The sequence below is a fragment of the Terriglobia bacterium genome (assembly GCA_020072845.1).
GTDB lineage: Bacteria > Acidobacteriota > Terriglobia > Terriglobales > Acidobacteriaceae > JAIQGF01.
Genome location: JAIQGF010000009.1, coordinates 49,313 through 67,181 on the forward strand (window position 1 = coordinate 49,313; position 17,869 = coordinate 67,181).

The following is a 17,869-nucleotide window of genomic DNA, read 5'->3' on the forward strand; positions in this document are numbered from 1 at the left end:
GGTTGGGCGCCACGGACGAATGAAGTTCTCTCTCATCTTGTGCACTCTCGGCCGGACAACGGAGCTGGCCAGGTTTCTGGAACACTTGGACCGTCAGACCTATCGTAATTTCGAACTGGTCGTCGTGGACCAGAATCCTGAAGGCCTTCTCGATCCGGTATTGGCGCCGTATCGGGACCACTTCCAGGTCGTCCACGTCAGATCGAAGCTGAGAGGACTGTCCCGTGCCCGCAACCTCGGGCTGGCGCACTTGAGCGGCGATATCGTCGCCTTCCCTGACGATGACTGCTGGTATTCGCCCGATATCCTGGAGCAAGTCGCACAGAGCTTGCAGCGTCACCCCGACCGCAATGGACTGACCTGCCGCTGCGTTGATGAATCGGGTAGCGATGCGTTCAACAAGTTCGATAGCGCCGGCGGCGATGTCACCAAGTACAACGTCTGGCGGCGCAGTAACTCGAATTGCATTTTCCTGAGCGCTCGATTTGTGGCGGCTGCGCGGCAGTTCAACGAGGATCTTGGAAAAGGCACCGCATCCGATACCGCCGCGGAAGAAATGGATTTTCTGTTGCGGGGCATGCAGACGGGCTTACAGGTCTTGTACTGTCCGGATTTTCATGTGTATCACCGGCTGAAAGTCCCGTCCTACGACGAAGCCGGCACGCGCGAAGCCCGCAGCCACGCCACAGGTCAAGGCTACGTCCTCCGCCAATATGGCTACTGGTTTCCTTACGTGGTGTATTTCTGCTCTCGCCCGTTAGGGGGAATGCTGGTGGCTTTGGCGACCGGCAATTCAGGCCGCTTCCGGTACCACTTGGCGATGATGCAGGGGAGACTTCGAGGATGGATCGGCTAACCCCAACCCGGTACCTGTTCGGCTTGGCCCTGGTGTTGATGCCGGCGTCGTACACCATGAAGTACTTTCTAGGGGCGCTGGACATCACCTGGGTCAATCCCACCCTGGTGCTCGGTGCCGTGGCGTTCCTGCTCGTCGGGTACCGCGCGCGCGACGGATGGACCTTTGCCCTCACCGCCTACGCATTCATCGCGGCGCTGCTCGGCAGTTTTTATCTCGCGCCGTCCCTGGAAAGGGAGAAGGCGCCTCTGTATGTCATTTATGCGGAGCCCGTTCGTCTGGCCCTGAATGTTGCCTGGTTCTGGGTGTGCTTACAGTACTGGAAGAAGCACCGCGACTTCACACTGCGGTGGCTTGCCATCTCCGCCATTCTGCAATTTGCCGTCGCGGTTTATCTGTATCTGGCTATGCTGGAGCTGCTGCCGGTACCGCAACTCGTTCAACTCTATCTCGACATTTACAAGACCCGACAGGTCGTTTGGTTTGGCGACCTTCCGGTGTATCGGATGGCAGGGACGTTTTTCGAATCGCCTCCCTTCGGGCTATTCATGATCTGCTGTTTTGTCGTCCTGGCGCTAGAATGGATTGCGCCGGCTGAAACCCACGATCCGCGTCTGCAATTGTGGATTAAGACCGGTGCGGCTGTTTCCCTGATCGCAACCATCGCCTCCCTTTCCGATCAGATCCTGATCGCGTTCTTTGTGCTGGGCGTAGCGTTCCTGTTGCACAGGATGAAACAATCCAAGCGCAACCAGGCGCTCGTGTGGGCTGGTATTGCTTTTGCCGCAGCTCTTTACATTGGCGCTCAAGCGATCGCGAAGTGGCAATCCGCGCAATCCGTCGGCCAGGATATCTATGGGCAAAGCATGGGCGAGCGGCTGTACCACACCGGGTACAGCTTCCGGATATTGGCCGAGGCGCCGGCCAGCATAATCACGGGCATTGGCCCGGGACGATACGGCGACTATGTTGCGCGTACCGGTATCTTTGAAAGTACAGTTAATCCCGGAGTGACCGTCATCCAGTGGATGGTTGAGTTTGGGCTTGCCGGCTTAATCCTGCTGACGGGCTGGTTTTGGCGAATTTGGTCGAAGGCATCGCTTCGCTTCGGGCCGCTGGGCACCGCCGCGGTCGCCACGCTGCTCATGGCCAATATGTTCCAGATGAACTGGAAACTGGAGAGCTGGTTTCTCGCACTCGCGTACCTGTACGCCGCGGATCCCGTCGAACACTTGGCCTCCACGGCAGAGGTGAGGACGAACACCGGCGGCGCCTTGGCGCGCGCGGGGCTATGAAGCAGCTGGTTTGCGACGCCCGTTGCATGGGCACAGGACTTGGCACCTATGTGACCAACGTGCTTCGCTCGCTGCGCGCGCTCAAGCCCGAGTTTTCCACCACGGTAATCACCACCCGCCAGTACGAACCCCAAGTGCGCGGCTTGTGCGACAGAACCATCGCACTCGATCTTCCAGTCTATTCGGTGCGTGAGCAGATTCAGATACCGTGGGCTGCGCGCGGCGCCGACTTGCTGCACGTCATGCATTACAACGCTCCTCTGGCCCGAACCGGGCGCCTGGTTGTATGCATTCACGATTTGACCCACATCTTGGACAAGACGCATGCGCGCACATTGAAAAGTTGGATCTATGCCCGCCCCATGTTGAACCTCGTGGCGCGCAAGGCCGATCACATCTTTACCTTGTCGACCTACTCCAGGGACCAGATCGTGCGGTGCTTGGGTGTGCCGCCGGAAAAGATCACCATCACGTATGTCGGTGTAGGTGATCAATTCCATCCCATGTCCGCCGAACAAACCAGGCCGGAGTTGCGCAGCCTGAAGGTGGATCGTCCGTATCTATTGTTCGTCGGTCATCTCAAGCCCCACAAGAATGTCAAGACATTGCTGCGGGCGTTCGCAGAATTGGTCAAACACGGCCACGATGCGGACCTGGTCATTGTCGGTGATGACCGCATCGGTCGCCCGGCCGTCCTCGCCGAGATTGAAGCCCTGGGCATCCAGGATCGCGTCAGGATCTTTCAGGGACTCGAAATTCGACTCCTGGCCGCACTCTATAGCGCTGCGGAAGTCCTCGTACTCCCCTCGTTCGAGGAAGGCTTCGGGCTCCCGGTTCTGGAAGCGATGGCGTGCGGCGCGCCCGTGGCCTGCTCCCGGGCGGCCTCGCTACCCGAAGTCGGAGGCGATGCCGTGGAGTACTTTGATCCGCATAGTTGCTGCGAGCTCGTGGCCTGCCTCGACCGCATCCTGCAATCACCCGAAAAGCGGCAGCGCATGCGGGAACTGGGATTGGCCCGGGCGCGCTTGTTTAGCTGGTCCGACTGCGCGCAAAAGCATTACGATGTTTATCGGCGATTTCTGTCCTAATATCCATGAATCCCAAAGAAATTATTGCAATTGCCAGGACCGTTGTAATGAATGCGAATTTGTCTGCGCTGCTTCTGCTTCGCCGACCACGCGAAGCCGCCTACTACGTCAGCGAATGCGGATTCTTGAAGCGTGCGCTCTTTCCCAACCGCGATTTGCCGCAACGCCAAGTTTATGAGGTGTTTGGCGATCAGGATTTGTGCGTGACCATTCTTCCCAAAATAGCCGCAGAATGGATGCGGCCGGTTGGTTCTTTTACCGCCGATTTACTGGCATTATGCATGATCTGTCGTGCCATTAAACCCAAGATGATCTTTGAGATTGGCACATTCCACGGAGCCGGCACATTGCACCTGGCGGCAAATGCGCCGGAAGCCGAGGTTTTTACGCTTGATCTTCCGCTCGAATCCGCTGCCGCGCTGAATGTGACTGCCGTGGATTCGCTACACATCGCTGCAAGAACGAGAGCCGATTGGCTGAGCGGGGCGAAACGGATTAGTCGAGTTTATGGCGACAGCGCCACATTCGATTTCTCGCCCTGGCGTGGGAAAATCGACCTGTTTTTCATCGACGGCGCCCACTCCTACGAGTACGTTAGGAACGACACCCTGAAAGCTCTCGACTGCTGCCGGCCGAACGGCGTCATCGCTTGGCACGACTACGGCCGTGTCGGCGTAAACGGAGTCTCCCGCTGGCTGCACGAATTTGCCCGCCAAGGCCGTCAAGTATCCCGGGTGCCGGGCGGATCTTTGGCGTACTACATCAAGCATTAACCGACTTCTTTCCTCGGCGGCATAGGATTGCGTGTCGGGGGATGGTCGCCGTCAGGAGCGATCGCTAGCCGCCTCCCGCCTTTTTTCGGGATGCCACACTTTCAATCTGATGAGCATGGAGCCCATTCCTCGGTCGGCAAGACAGCCTCGACCGCATCTTGCAGTCACCCGGGAAGCGACAGCGCATGCGCGAACTGGGATTGGCCCGTGCGCGCCTGTTTAGCTGGTCCGACTGCGCGCAAAAGCATTACGAGCTTTACCGTCGGTTCCTGTGCTGATGGGAGATAAGAACATGGAAGCTGCACAATGTCCCGCATGTGGGGTCAGCCGTCCCGACCACTTGCCGTGCGGCAGTCGTAGCGAATATCAGCTATTGTGCTGCGCTGCGTGCGGCATCCTTTTCTCTGACCCCATGGTGCCGGCCGACAATGCATGGTACGAGCACTCCGAAATCTATTCAGCCCGTCATCAATGGCTTAAACACGTGGCAGTCTCGTCACAGCGGCCACGTTGGGAGTTCAACGAGGCGTTGAAGGTGGTGGGCTCGGGTGCGACGGCGCTATTGGACGTGGGCTGTGGCTTCGGCGATTTCCTGTTCCACGCACGGCGTGCAGGCTGCGACGTGACTGGAATCGATTTCAGTGCAGCGTGCGTAGAGTTCGCGCGCACGGAGCTTGGCATTCAGTCTGTTTTCAATTGCTCTCTTGAACAGCTTGCCAGCCGCTGTTCGGGACAGTTGTTCGACGCGATTACAATTTTCGAGGTACTGGAACATACCGCCGACCCGTTTGAAGTGCTGCGGAGTGCCAAGTCACTGCTTCGCCAAGGTGGTCAGTTGTGTGTGTCCGTTCCCGGGTACCGACGCTGGCCGGCATTATTCGACCCCGACGTCGATTTCCCGCCGCACCATTTGACCTTATGGAGCGAGCAGGGCCTCGAACGTCTGCTGGAACGCGCCGGATTTCGAGTTATAAAGGTTAGCCGAAAACCGCTACAGGCAGCCGATCTGGGACTGCACATAAAATGGGCGATTCGACGGGCACTGAAGCGCCGGATCACCACCGTACCTGCGTCAGAACAGCAGGTGTATGCAGCAACACCTACGGCTAAGAAAATCGTTGCGAGAGCAGTCCGCAGGCTTGCGGGAGGGCTGCTGGCAATCGCTTGCGTTCCGCTGCGCGTACATCGGCGCGCGGGCGGCTTTACCCTTTTCGTGCACGCAGAGAATGCTTGAGACAAAAGTAAACCTCGACCGGTTGCGTGTTGCCATCGTCCACCACTGGTTCGTAGAACCGTGGGGTGGGGCCGAGCGTGTCGTCGAAGTCATCGCTAGCGTGTTTCCAAACGCGGACTTATTCACCCTCATGTCCGACCCCAGCGTTCTCCCGCCCGATCTTAAGCGGCGCAGGATCCAGACCTCTTTTCTGCAGCACATCCCCGGCAAGTATCGCTGGCGTCGGCAACTGATGCCTTTGTATCCCCTGGCCCTGGAGCAACTCGACCTCAGCGGTTATGATCTGGTGATCAGTTCCGAATCCGGTCCTGCCAAGGGCGTGGTGACTTCTCCTCGCACCTGCCACATCTGCTACTGCAACTCGCCGATGCGCTATATCTGGGAGATGTACCACGATTACCTGGGCAGCATTCGCGGACCTGTCGCTCGTGCTGTTTTCAGGCTCAGCGCCCATTACATGCGGCTTTGGGACTTAGCGACGGCTTCGCGCGTGGACTACTTCATTGCGAATTCTCACAACGTGGCCTGCCGCATAGGCAAGCACTATCGCCGTGATGCCGCTGTCATCCACTGCCCGGTCAGAACTTCCGAAGGATTCCTTGCGTCCGATGTCGGCGATTATTATTTGGTTGTAGGCCGGTTGGTGGATTACAAACGCGTCGACCTGGCCATTGAGGCCTGCAACCGGCTGAAGCGTCCGCTGAAAGTGATCGGGGATGGCCCACAATATAATGCACTCCGTCGCATCGCCGGTCCCACGGTGGAGTTTCTCGGTTTTGTCTCGACGGAACTCGTGCAACGCTCTTATGCTGGTTGTCGGGCACTGCTCTTTCCGGGCGAGGAAGATTTTGGGCTGGTGCCGGTGGAAGCCCAGGCTTTTGGCAGGCCGGTGATCGCCTTTGGCGCTGGTGGAGCTTTGGAAACGGTGAATGGTCTCTATCCTGGCGATGCCTTTGCGTCCGCGGCCACCGGCGTTTTCTTCCGCGAGCAGTCGACGGAATCCCTGATCGAAGCGATCCGGTATTTCGAGGCGGTGGAATCGCGGTTTTCGAGCGCATCCATTCGCGAGCATAGCGCGGCTTTCGACGAGGCGCATTTTCGCGCCGCTTTTGAGAGCTTTGTCGCTGCCAAATGGGCGGAATTCCTGGATGTTACCTCGCATTCGGCTAAGAACACTCAGATTGCGGCGGGACAGCGTATCTAGGCGTAATCACAGACTCATGCTCAAACCTGTCGATTTCACTGAAACCACCCGGGGTGTTACCGGGCCGATGCTCGTGTCGTCGCGGCACTGGAATGATCCGGTGCAGCGGGCCTTGAAGCGCGTCTTGGATATTGGCCTTTCGGGGTTCCTGCTCGTCGTCCTGTCGCCGTTGTTCCTGTTGTTGGCCGTCTTGGTTAAGCTGTCCTCCCCAGGTCCGGTTTTCTTCCGTTGGTGTGTCGTCGGAAAACGCGGGCGCCCGTTCGTCGGCTACAAGTTCCGGACTATGCTGGTCGGCGCGGACCAGATGAGGGAGCAGTTGGGGCACAAGAACGAAATGACCGGCCCATTTTTTAAGATGACCTACGATCCTCGAGTGACCGCTGTAGGACGCATCCTGCGGCGGTTCAGCCTGGACGAACTGCCGCAACTATGGAGCATCCTCAAGGGCGACATGAGTTTGGTCGGCCCCCGTCCCACCCAGGTCTTCGAGTATGAGCGGCTGCTGGAATGGCAGAAGACCAGGGTGCACGTGAGGCCAGGTGCGGTTTCATCTTGGATTGTCTCCGGCAAATCGCGTGATTTTGACGAAATGGTGCGCTTGGACTTGCGGTACATCCATGAATGGTCCATTTGGACGGATATTCGCATTTTGCTCAAAGCACTGCCCTACGTCTTGCTGGGCAGGAATTGTTGACGGACCAGTACGAGCGGAACATGCGTCCGATTTCCTCCTGAAATACACATTCTGCTGATGGGCTCTCAGTTCGCATGGATTGGATCTGGGTCCGGAAGGAGCACCTGATGGCCAGGGTCCTCGTAACCGGCGGGGCCGGCTACATCGGTTCCATTTGTGCTCGAGAATTGCTGCGCCTTGGGCACGAAGTCATCATCATTGACGATCTCTCGGCCGGGCATCGGCAAGCCGTGCCGGCGGGAGCGAAGTTTTACCACCTCGATATCGGCGATCGTAATGCGATTCGTGAACTGCTCGCCTCCACGCCCATGGATGTCGTCTTCCATTTTGCGGCCAAGGCGCTGATCTCGGAATCGGTCACCAATCCCGGCGTTTTCTTCGATCGCAACCTGGCCTCCAGCATTGCCCTTTGCGAAGAGCTGCGGCGCGCCGGCGTCGCCAATTTTGTGTTCTCCTCGTCCGCGGCCGTCTACGGCAATCCTTCCACCGTTCCCATCCCCGAAGACCATCCCAAAGAGCCTGTCAACGCATACGGCGAGAGCAAGCTTGCCTTCGAACGTGTCCTGCGCTGGTACGCCTCCAGTTACGGTTGGAGCGTGGTCGCTTTCCGCTACTTCAACGCTTGTGGAAGCACTCCGTCCGGCGGTGAGCTCCACGACCCCGAGACCCACATTCTCCCGCTGCTCCTGCAAACCGCATCCGGCCGCCGCGCGTACTTTGAGATCTACGGCGCTGACTACGAAACGCCGGACGGAACTTGCCTTCGCGATTATGTCCACGTGTCGGATATCGCCGACGCACATCTGCTGGCTTTCCAAAAGATGAATGTTCCAGGCTTTCGCGCCTATAACATCGGAACCGGGACCAGCTACTCCGTGCGGCAGATCTGTGATGCAGTTGCTGCCGTGACGCAAAAGCAACTTGACCTACGCGTCGGCCCCAGGCGATCGGGAGATCCGGCCGTGCTGTGCGCCAGTCCCGCGCGTTTGATCAATGACTTCGGCTGGAAGCCCGGGCGATCCGATCTGACGACGATCGTGGCATCGGCTTGGGAATGGGAACAGCGGCAGGTTCGTAACCTTCGACCCGCCTCGCGCTCTCTCTCCTGACATCTCCCAAAACGTATCGCGTCCGTCCGTTAACCTGGCGCTCATTAGATTTCCGGCTGTGTTTCGACCTGCGCTCGATTTCCACAGCCCGAGGGTCGTTAGTAAGCGTCTAGCGACTCCGGCGTTGTATACTTGGCGACGATCTGAATACCTGCGATCCAGGTACTTTTGTGTTCCGCAACAACTTGACCCACCTTTACGGGTTTCGGGTGATTGGGACAGCGAACAAGGGGCAACCTAGATGAATGTTTCTCCCGATCCAGTTTCCGGCGCTCCCGTGCTCGACGTATTTCGTCCCGCCGGCTACTTCAGGGCATTGACGGATGTCATTGCGCGCATGCCGTTGTCGGTCATCAATGGCATCGTGGATGTCATCTTGCGTGCCTATCACGAACGCCGCACCGTGTTTCTTTACGGCAATGGTGGTAGCGCAGCTCTCGCTTCGCACTGCGCCTGTGATCTGGGCAAGGGGACCAGCAACGGTGATGACCGGCGCCTGCGCGTCGTCTCGCTGACCGATAACGTACCGTTGATCACCGCCTGGGCCAATGATTCCGCCTACGAGTATATTTTTGTCGAGCAGCTTCGGAATCTCTTGCGGCCGGGCGACATCAGCTTCGCAATCAGCGCCAGTGGCAATTCGCCCAACGTCGTGAATGCGTTGCAGTACTCGCGCGATGTGGGTGCAAGTAACGTTGGTATCACCGGATTCGGGGGCGGACGAATGAGGGACCTTTGTGATCTCTGTCTCGTCGTCCCGTCGGATAACATGCAATTGGTGGAAGATCTTCACCTTTCCGTTTCCCATGCGGTGTTTACCAGCGTTCGCCATCGCATTGCCGAGTCCGCTCGCGCCAAAGCGGCAGAGGTGGCGGCAGATTGAACGGCGGTTGTAATTCCGCCAATGGGAAATGGGAAGTGCGTTACCACGGCATGCCGTTCGAAGCCTTGACTTCGCATTGGCAACGCGAAACAATTCTTTGGCATCATCGTTCTTGACAATCGCTCCCAACTGCAAACCCTACACGACGTTTTAGTCTGGCAACTGGTCGACGACACCCAACATGACGCGAAGACTGGCGCAATTCATTTTTGTTGCTGATTTGCTCGTCGTGGGCGCCTCGTTGTTCCTGGCGTACTACGTCCGCTCCTTGGCCGGACCCTCGCCGGGGACCCTTGCGGTCTTCATTGCACAGTGGTGGCCAATGATCCTCTCCGCCATTGGCCTATGGACGATCCTGTATATTCACATGAAGCTGGACGGATTCCGCGGCGGGTGGCATCTTCCCAGACTTACGTCGCAGCTTACCCTGGCTGTCTTTCTTCTTATCACTCTCCTGCTCGCGGTGGGCTATCTCCAGCACCAATTTTATTATTCCCGCCTCGCGCTGCTGTCATTCGGATTTCTTGTTCTGGTTGGCTTTATCCTCGTCCGTTGTTGCGTGCGTTCGTTGGTAATGTCGAAGACCCGCTCCGGTGGCAGCCGGAAGGTCGTTATCCTGGGCAACGGTAACGTCGCCCGCGAACTGGCCCACAAGATTGAGCAGCATCCGGAACTCCTGCTGCAAGTCGTGGGCTTTCTCTACCCGGGGACTTCCGAGTCCATGAACGGCGCCGCCGCGATTCTTTCGTCCGCGAAGGACTCGCAGCCGGTGACGAGTCTCGGTGTCGTCGACCTCTTCCGGGCATCGCAGGTCGAGGAACTGATCGTCGCGCTTCCCGACTCCTCCGCCTTGGAAACAAGAAAGCTTATTGCGGTTTGCCGCAGCGAGGGCTTTCACGTATCCCTCATTCCGCAGTGGTATGAACTCTATGTTTCCAGGGCGCGTCTCGTGGAACTCGACGGCCTTCCGATGATCTCGCTGGAAAATCGCAGCCTCTCGCCCGTCAGTTTGTTGTACAAGCGCACCATGGATCTGGTTCTCGCTTCCTTCCTGGTTCTGCTCGCCTCGCCTCTTCTGCTCGTCATCGCCGCCTCTCTACTGGTCCGGCGTGGCAAGATTTTCAAGTTTGAGGTGCGCTGCGGAGAGAATGGCAAGCCCTTTAGGATGTACCGCTTCAACGTTGATCGCGAGCACCCGGATCGCCTGATTGGTTTTGAGCGCCTGCTTGCCCAGCTCAGCCTCACCGAGCTGCCCCAGCTGTGGAATGTGCTGCTCGGAGACATGGCTTTGGTCGGGCCGCGTCCCGAATCACCGGATCGCGTTCGGCACTACTCGGATTGGCAGAAACAACGCCTTACCATCACCCCGGGGCTCACCGGCCTGGCCCAAGTCTATGGCCTGCGCGACCGCCATTCGTCCGAGGCCAAGGCGCGCTTCGACGTTCAATACATCTACGACTGGTCGCCATTGCTCGATTTGTCGCTGGTGTTGCAGACGGTGTGGACGTTGGCAGTTCGGCTCTTCCATCCCGATCGTGCCGTGGCGCAGGTTCCGCCGGTCGTTGCGCCCGGGCTCACGGAGGTGATGCGTGCTAATCGTACGCACTCCGGTGCGGATTAGCTTCGGCGGGGGCGGAACCGATCTCCCTGCCTATTACGAGCAGTTCGGCGGTGCCGTCCTCAGTGCCGCTATCAATAAGCATTTCTATACCATCCTGCAGAAGCGCACCGACGGCAAGGTGCAGGTGATTTCCTCGGATCTGCGGGCGATCGAGACCTGGGAAGACATTACCCGCATGGCGGGCAAGGGCAGTGATCTCGAGATCCCGTTCTCCGTCCTCAAGGAAATCGGCTGTGCGGTTTCCGTCAGTTTATTTCTCGCATCCGAGATTCCGCCCGGCACCGGCTTGGGTTCCTCGGCCAGTGTCTGCGTCAACGTCCTCAAAACTCTTGCGACCTACTTGCGCATGAACCTGTCCAAGTACGAACTGGCGGAACGCGCGTTTCACATCGCCCGCAACGTCCTGCGCAAGCCCGTCGGTAAGCAGGACGAGTACGCTGCTGCCTTTGGCGGCCTGAATTACATCAAGTTTGAACGTGACGGCTCCGTCGTTGTTGAACCGCTGATGCTTGACTCCGACGTCATGCGCGAGCTGCAAAGCAGCCTGATGTTGTTCTTCACCGGCGCTTCGCACGATTCCTGGAAAATTCTGGCGGAACAGGAGTCCTCGACGAAAGACGAACATGGGTTGGCGGTGGAATCGCTGCACCAGATTCGTGAACTCGCCGATGAGATGCGGGTCGCCCTCAAAAGTGGTAACTTGCGCGCCTTCGGATTGCTGCTGCACCAGGGGTGGCAAGCCAAAAGACGTGTCTCCAACAAGATCTCTACCGCTCGCATTGATGCGATGTATGAGGCGGCTCGCAATGCCGGTGCTCTGGGCGGCAAGATTACCGGCGCGGGCGGCGGCGGTTTCCTTCTTTTCTTCTGTCCGGAACAGCAGCAGGCTGACGTTCGCGCAGCCATGAGCCAGTTCGGCGCACGGGAAATGACCTTCGATTTCGATTTTAACGGCGCTCAGGTCGTCGCCGACGACCCCTTCATCGACGGAGATGAACTCGGCGGCATGCGCTGGACCTTTTCCCCGGTGCGTTCCACCGCTTCTACTCCTCATCCCTAGAAATCATCCAGGAATCTCCGCGTGAAAGCCTTTCTCCTCGCGGCGGGGCACGGAACACGCCTGCGTCCGCTCACCGATAGCATTCCCAAATGCCTCGTGCCCATCCGTGGCACCCCGATGTTGCGCATCTGGCTGGAGCTGTGTCGCCGCTACGGCATCAACAAGGTCTTGATCAATCTTCACGCCCACGCCGACCAGGTGCGCGCATATCTGTCGCGCGAGAATTGCGGGCCCGCCGTGGAGGTCTTCGAAGAGCCAACGTTGTTGGGCAGCGCCGGCACGCTGTTGGCCAATCGCGGTTGGATCGACTCGGACGAGTTGTTCTGGGTTTTTTACGCCGATGTCCTGACCACCGTCAATCTTGGGCGCATGTTGGATTTCCACCGCAGCCACGGCGCATGCGCCACTCTCGGCGTATACTCCGTGCCCGATCCCTCACGCTGTGGCGTCATCACCGCCGACCCGCGGGGAGTGGTTCGCAATTTCGTCGAGAAGCCGCTCCACCCCACCAGCAACGTAGTGTTTTCGGGGATCCTGATCGGAACCCAGGCCATGCTCAGCGCCATTCCTGCTGTGCCGCAAGCGGATATCGCTCGCCACCTGCTCCCCAACCTGCTGGGCCGGATGTACGCCTATCCCATTTCCGAGTTTCTGGTTGATATCGGTACAATGAATAACTATCGCTTTGCACAAGAGAGCTGGCCCGGTCTTTTGGGTTCCAAGTCCGATTCGGGATTGACCTCATGCTGAAGGGCATAATTTTCGACTTGGATGGCGTCGTGATTGACAGCCATCCCATTCACAAATCAGCTTGGAAGCGTTTCTTGGCCTCCCTCGGCAGGCACGTGACCGACGACGAATTGGACTTTGTTCTCGACGGTCGGAAAAAAGAGGACATATTGCGGCACTTCCTGGGCGATCTGTCGGAGGAACAGATACGCAATTACGGCCATCAGAAAGAGATGATGTTCCGTGAAGAGTCGCGGGCCATCAAGCTGGTGGACGGCGTCGCCGACTTCCTCGGCCAGATCCAACGAGCCGGAATTCCCATGGGTTTGGCGACTTCGGGGAGTTATAGCAGGGTGCAATACATTCTTGACCGCTTGGACTTGCGCCGCCGCTTCCAGGTCGTTGTAACCGGCGATGATGTCCTCAAGGGCAAACCCGATCCCGCGATCTTCGTCCTGGCTGCCCGACAACTTCAATGCCCCCATGCAGATGTGCTGGTTGTAGAAGACGCGGTCGCCGGGGTCCGGGCAGCCAAGCAAGCCGGTATGAAGTGCCTCGGCATTGCCGGCTCCAACGGCCTTGGCCCGTTGTTGCGCGAGGCGGGTGCGGACGGGGTTGTGTCCAACTTCGTCGGCCTTTCCGTGGAATCCTTACACAATATCGGAAACGGCTATCGCATTGATCTGGCCTGACGGGCCGTGCGGAGAAAGTTCGCACCGTTTATTGCCCGGCCCTTAAGGCCGGGTTTTTCTTTGGGCGCGGTCCCTGTGCCGCTGTAATGCCTCACAACTGAGGCAACGCCTTCGCAGTTATCACTTGCAAAAGTGACCGTCGATACAGACAATATGCTTCGCGCTGAAGGAGCATTTAGCGCTAACCTTCATTCCCCCACGGCCCCGGGTTCCCACAAGACGGGCAGGATAGGATCACGCTTTACTACCCATGGCCAGCAAGCAGGCCATGACATGTCAGCTCCGCATGGCAGCACTTCAGGATAAAACGTCACCGCAAACACGTTCCCTGAATGGAGGCATGAAATGAAATCGCTAATCCTTCGTCTTCTGCTGATCACATTGAGTTTCAGCCTGTACGCCAATGCGCAGAACTCCACCAAGAGAATTCCCGGACCACGTCCGGATCCCACCCGAGATGCATCGTTCTTGTGGATGCGCGATTCTGAGCGAGCCGCACGAGGCCTTCCGCTCACCGACTTCGACATGCGCAACCGGTGGCGGCCCACGACGCCGCCCACGCATGCTCCCGGCGATGTCCAGCCGCTGCAACGCAGCCTCGGAAAGAGGGCGGAGGTGTCGGTATCGTACGACGCCGCGTCCGGCGTGCCGCGCCACCTGTTTGCGACGAAAGGCCGGTTGAGCGCGCCCGGCACCCCGTCCAGCGATGCCGTGATCGGGTTCCTGCGCTCCCACCCGGAGCTTTTCCGGATGAGCGACAGCGACCTGAATCGGTTCCTCGGCGTCCGTAACTACACCGACGCTCATAATGGCGTCACTCACGTCATCTTCAAACAATTCGCCAACCGAATTGAAGTCTTTCAAGGAGATGTCACCGCCGCGTTTGACCGCGACGGAGCGCTGGGCAACTTGGCCGGCTCGCTCCATCCCGGATTGCAGTTTCCACCTCTGGCTTACAAGATCGATGCGTTTGAGGCGGTGCGGCGGGCTGCAGCGAACGTTTTCCCCGACTTGAAATACAACCCCCAGTACTACACGCTCCCGCAAACCGACGACCAACTCACAGAATTCGAGCAGGGGCCGTTCACCAGCAAGCCGTGGGCGCGGCTGGTGTGGTTCCCCATCGACGGCACCGCGCGGCTGGCCTGGCGCGTGCGCCTGAATTCCGCTCGGCGTCTGGGTTGGTACGACATGCTGGTAGACGCCGTCAGTGGAGAGCTCCTATTCCGCTACAACCTGTTCAAATCCGACCAGGGGCTCTATTTTCCGATCAGCCCGGATGCCACGCCGGCACAGCAAATCTCCTTCAATGGTGACCCGCTTGCCTCGCCTAACACCTGGGTGTTTGGTTTCTCTCCGCAAAAAACGCGTGGCAACAATGTTGTCGCCGGCGAAGATCACGATGGCGATCTGGAAAATACGAGCAGCTTCCTCTCCGTCAACGCCGGTTTCCCCCTGATTCAGGATTCGCATGCCGCCGGAGGGAACTTCAGCGTTTACACCTTTAAGAACACCTTTTTGAATACTGGCTCAAGCCAACTCACGACATTCGATCTGGCCAATAAGCGGGTTCGCTACGCCCCAAATGCCGTGACGGGAGGTTATGACGTAACGCTTTCTTCCGCGGCATTCACCGCTCCCGGCACCGTCACAGTGGCTGGCGTCAGCACATGCGATGACTGCTTCGCCAGCGTTACGGCGACCGGCTTTACTTTCCAGTTTTATGGAACCCCGTACACCACCTTCTACATCAGCAGCAATGGTCTGGTGACCTTTGCCGCCGGGGATTCGGACGGTTACCCGAGGACGGACAAACTCCGCGTCACGGCGGCGATTGCTCCCCTCTGGGACGACTTCGATCCATCGGCCAACCCGGGCCACGTTTTCCTCGATACCTTCGCGGAAGGCACCGGAACCAGCCTTCGCATCACTTTTTCCGCCATCCCGGAGTTCCTCACAACCAATTCCAACACGTTTCAGATCACGTTGCACAATCATGGCGCCGGGGCCTTGGCGGACGTGATTGACGTTGATTATCAGGCCGTGGCTGCCTCGGTTGGTGTTCTGGGTATCAGTCCGGGAGGAGGCGCCAACACGGTGCTGTGGCTGCGTGATTTCTCGGCTGATCTGCCCGTCACCAGTCTGGTGAGCGCCGGACAGGGCATCGCAGAGCCCTATCCTGCCCCCGACATCAACGTCGCCATCGTGAACCTCTTTGTTCAGGCCAATCTGTACCATGATCGCATGTATCACCTCGGGTTCACCGAAGCGGCGGGCAACTTCCAATACGACAACTTCGGTCGCGGAGGTGTGGGCGGAGATATGGTTCTGGCGGGAGCGCAGGCGGGTGTCCTTAATGGCGACCTGTGTAATGCGTTTTTTGCGACCCCGGAAGATGGTACACCGGGGATCACCATGTTCTTCCTCTTCTCCCAGCAGTTCTGCGGCTTCCGAAATGTGGATGGTGTTCTCGACGCGACCGTCACCATCCATGAGTTAACCCACGGTCTCTCCAACCGCCTGGTCGGCGGACCTCTGAATGTGACGGCTCTCGCAGGATACCAGGGTGGGGCGTTGGGAGAGGGCTGGAGCGATGCCTACGCGGCTCACTTCAACAATACGCCGATAATGGGCGTGTATGCCACCGGAAACAGCACCACCGGGATTCGCACCGTGGCCTACAACAACAGCCCGCTCACCTATGCGCAATTCGGCAATCGCGTGCAGGTACTGCTTCCCCCATCGTTTGCCCCGCCCATTGGATCTATATTCGTGCCGGAAGTGCACACCGATGGCGAAATCTGGGCCTCTACCATGTGGGATTTGCGTACTCAACTGGGTGGCGACACCTTCATACAACTGGTTACCGATGCGATGAAGCTGACGCCCCCCTCCCCATCGATGCTGGATGCCCGCAATGCCATCTATGTCGCCGACGTGCTGGACTCCGGGGGGGCGCACATCGCAACCATCGTGCGTGTCTTCGCCGCGCGCGGCATGGGGTCATCAGCGTCGATCGAACCGCATGCGACGGGGAGCAGCAACGCCACGACGGTGTTTGCAGCTTTTGACAATCCTAAGGTGGATCCCATCCGCCGGATCGTGTGGCAGGATCGCGCCGAGTCGGGCATGGGCGGTTGGACCTTGGATCCGAACCCCAACAATCTCTGGCATATCACCACCTACCGCTCGGCGGACCTCCCCGGGGGACACTCCTTCTACTTTGGGCTGGAATCCACCCATACCTACAGCAACGGCAGCCGTGTGCTGGGCACGCTGACTTCACCGCCCATCGCTCTCCCGCGGGTGCTGAGCAATAGCAACCTGGTATTGGAATTCGATGATTTCTTGGCGACGGAAGCTTTCTCGATCTACGACTCCGGTTATGTACGCGTGTCCACTGACAACTTTGCCACCTTCACCCAGGTTGCGTTTCGCAACCTGAACACCATCGGCTATTACACCAGCAGCAGTTTTGCTCACCAGCGGATCAACCTGGCGCCGTTTGCCGGCAAGACCATTCAAGTCCAGTTCTATTTCGATTCCCTCGACAGTGGTGGAAATGCCTACGAGGGCTGGTACGTGGATAACGTCCGCGTCGTGATGGAAGGCAATGACGTTCGCCTCATGCGCAACCAGGCTGGACGATTCTTGGCTTCCAGCGGAGCATCGAATTTCGGTGTTTTCCGTCCCAGCACAGGTCAATGGTTCATTAATCCCAGCGGACTTGTAGCTGTGTTCGGCGGCATTGGGGACGTGCCCGTGCCCGCGGACTACAACGCGGACGGCAAGTCCGAAATTGCCATCTTCCGGCCCACTACCTGCCAGTGGTTTATCGCTGGCGTCACTGTTACCGCGTTCGGCTGTGGCACTCTTGGAGACATCCCCATGCCTGGAGACTACGCGACTAACGGTACTTTCACCGTGGCTGTATTTCGTCAGCCTACAGGCGAGTGGTTTGTGCCAGGTTTGCCGGCAGGATTGATTTTGTCCAATGCACCGGATGCGATCCCCGTCGTCGGCGACTTTGATGGCGATGGCCTTATTGACCTGGCTGTCGTGGCCCACGAGTCGACCGATGAGCTAACCGACAACCTGACTTGGACATACCGAAGGAGTTCCGACGGAGTAATCGTAAAGTCGGTCTTTGGCAGTCTGCTGACGGGCGATATACCCGTCCCAGCAGATTACAACGGCGATGGCAGAACAGAAATGGCAGTCTTCCGCCCAACGACGAGTCAATGGTTCATCAACGGTGTGGGCACATTCTATTTTGGGGCCGCGGGCGACATCCCCGTGCCGGGCGATTACGTAGGAGATGGGAGGGCCCGGATCGCGGTGTACCGCGTCAGCGGCGGAATTGGCCACTGGTTCATTGTCGACGTGGGAAATTTCTATTTCGGCAACTCTACGGACATTCCGATAGGAGCACAGAACTAAACAGAACCAGATTGTAACGGCGCCTCGACCGCTCGTGCGTTCTGTGGCGCCGTTGGGTTCGCAGTGGATCTTCACACCTCTTGGCTTGGCGATGGCGAGGGCACGCAACCTTCGCTCATCGCCAGGCCATCTTCTGTCTAGCATCTATTTTGCTACCCGAACAGACACCAATCCAGCGTGGCACGGGTGCT

14 protein-coding genes are annotated in these 17,869 nt (G+C 58.4%); all 14 read left to right on the forward strand.

Features of this window, described 5'->3' with window-relative positions; all coding sequences use genetic code 11:
- The first annotated feature begins 19 nt into the window (after positions 1-19).
- The 14 genes from LAN70_09330 to LAN70_09395 all read left to right on the forward strand — a co-directional run bounded on the left by LAN70_09330 (position 20) and on the right by LAN70_09395 (position 17,678).
- Complete coding sequence (locus LAN70_09330; protein ID MBZ5511356.1) at positions 20-856, forward strand: glycosyltransferase family 2 protein; 837 nt, start codon at positions 20-22, stop codon at positions 854-856.
- Positions 844-2,151 carry an O-antigen ligase family protein gene (locus LAN70_09335; protein ID MBZ5511357.1) on the forward strand — a complete coding sequence of 436 codons (1,308 nt, stop codon included), beginning with the start codon at positions 844-846 and terminating at the stop codon, positions 2,149-2,151. Before LAN70_09330 ends, LAN70_09335 begins: the two co-directional genes overlap by 13 nt.
- Entirely contained in the window at positions 2,148-3,239 is a 1,092-nt protein-coding gene (locus tag LAN70_09340; GenBank protein MBZ5511358.1) for a glycosyltransferase family 4 protein, read from the forward strand. The genes LAN70_09335 and LAN70_09340 overlap by 4 nt, the downstream gene beginning before the upstream one ends.
- Positions 3,240-3,244: 5 nt before the next feature.
- Positions 3,245-4,012, forward strand: a complete 768-nt coding sequence (locus LAN70_09345) for a class I SAM-dependent methyltransferase (GenBank protein MBZ5511359.1) — start codon at positions 3,245-3,247, stop codon at positions 4,010-4,012.
- A gap of 292 nt (positions 4,013-4,304) precedes the next feature.
- A complete protein-coding gene (locus tag LAN70_09350) occupies positions 4,305-5,246 on the forward strand; it encodes a class I SAM-dependent methyltransferase (GenBank protein MBZ5511360.1) in 942 nt (313 codons plus the stop codon).
- Positions 5,239-6,450: a glycosyltransferase gene (locus LAN70_09355; protein ID MBZ5511361.1), complete on the forward strand. Its 1,212-nt coding sequence runs from the start codon at positions 5,239-5,241 to the stop codon at positions 6,448-6,450. Before LAN70_09350 ends, LAN70_09355 begins: the two co-directional genes overlap by 8 nt.
- A 67-nt stretch (positions 6,451-6,517) precedes the next feature.
- Positions 6,518-7,144 (forward strand): sugar transferase, encoded by a 627-nt coding sequence (locus tag LAN70_09360; GenBank protein ID MBZ5511362.1) that lies wholly within the window; start codon positions 6,518-6,520, stop codon positions 7,142-7,144.
- Between the two features lie 107 nt (positions 7,145-7,251).
- A complete protein-coding gene (gene galE / locus LAN70_09365; GenBank protein ID MBZ5511363.1) occupies positions 7,252-8,253 on the forward strand; it encodes a UDP-glucose 4-epimerase GalE in 1,002 nt (333 codons plus the stop codon).
- A gap of 241 nt (positions 8,254-8,494) precedes the next feature.
- Positions 8,495-9,136 carry an SIS domain-containing protein gene (locus LAN70_09370; protein MBZ5511364.1) on the forward strand — a complete coding sequence of 214 codons (642 nt, stop codon included), beginning with the start codon at positions 8,495-8,497 and terminating at the stop codon, positions 9,134-9,136.
- 181 nt (positions 9,137-9,317) lie between these two features.
- The gene (locus LAN70_09375; protein ID MBZ5511365.1) at positions 9,318-10,757 is read left to right on the forward strand and encodes a sugar transferase; all 1,440 of its coding nucleotides are present in this window, start codon (positions 9,318-9,320) and stop codon (positions 10,755-10,757) included.
- On the forward strand, positions 10,726-11,817 hold the full coding sequence (locus tag LAN70_09380; GenBank protein MBZ5511366.1) for a GHMP kinase: 1,092 nt from the start codon (positions 10,726-10,728) through the stop codon (positions 11,815-11,817). The genes LAN70_09375 and LAN70_09380 overlap by 32 nt, the downstream gene beginning before the upstream one ends.
- A gap of 21 nt (positions 11,818-11,838) precedes the next feature.
- A complete protein-coding gene (locus tag LAN70_09385) occupies positions 11,839-12,567 on the forward strand; it encodes a nucleotidyltransferase family protein (protein MBZ5511367.1) in 729 nt (242 codons plus the stop codon).
- Entirely contained in the window at positions 12,561-13,238 is a 678-nt protein-coding gene (locus LAN70_09390) for an HAD family phosphatase (GenBank protein MBZ5511368.1), read from the forward strand. The genes LAN70_09385 and LAN70_09390 overlap by 7 nt, the downstream gene beginning before the upstream one ends.
- A 345-nt stretch (positions 13,239-13,583) precedes the next feature.
- Entirely contained in the window at positions 13,584-17,678 is a 4,095-nt protein-coding gene (locus LAN70_09395) for a M36 family metallopeptidase (protein ID MBZ5511369.1), read from the forward strand.
- Positions 17,679-17,869 lie beyond the last annotated feature (191 nt).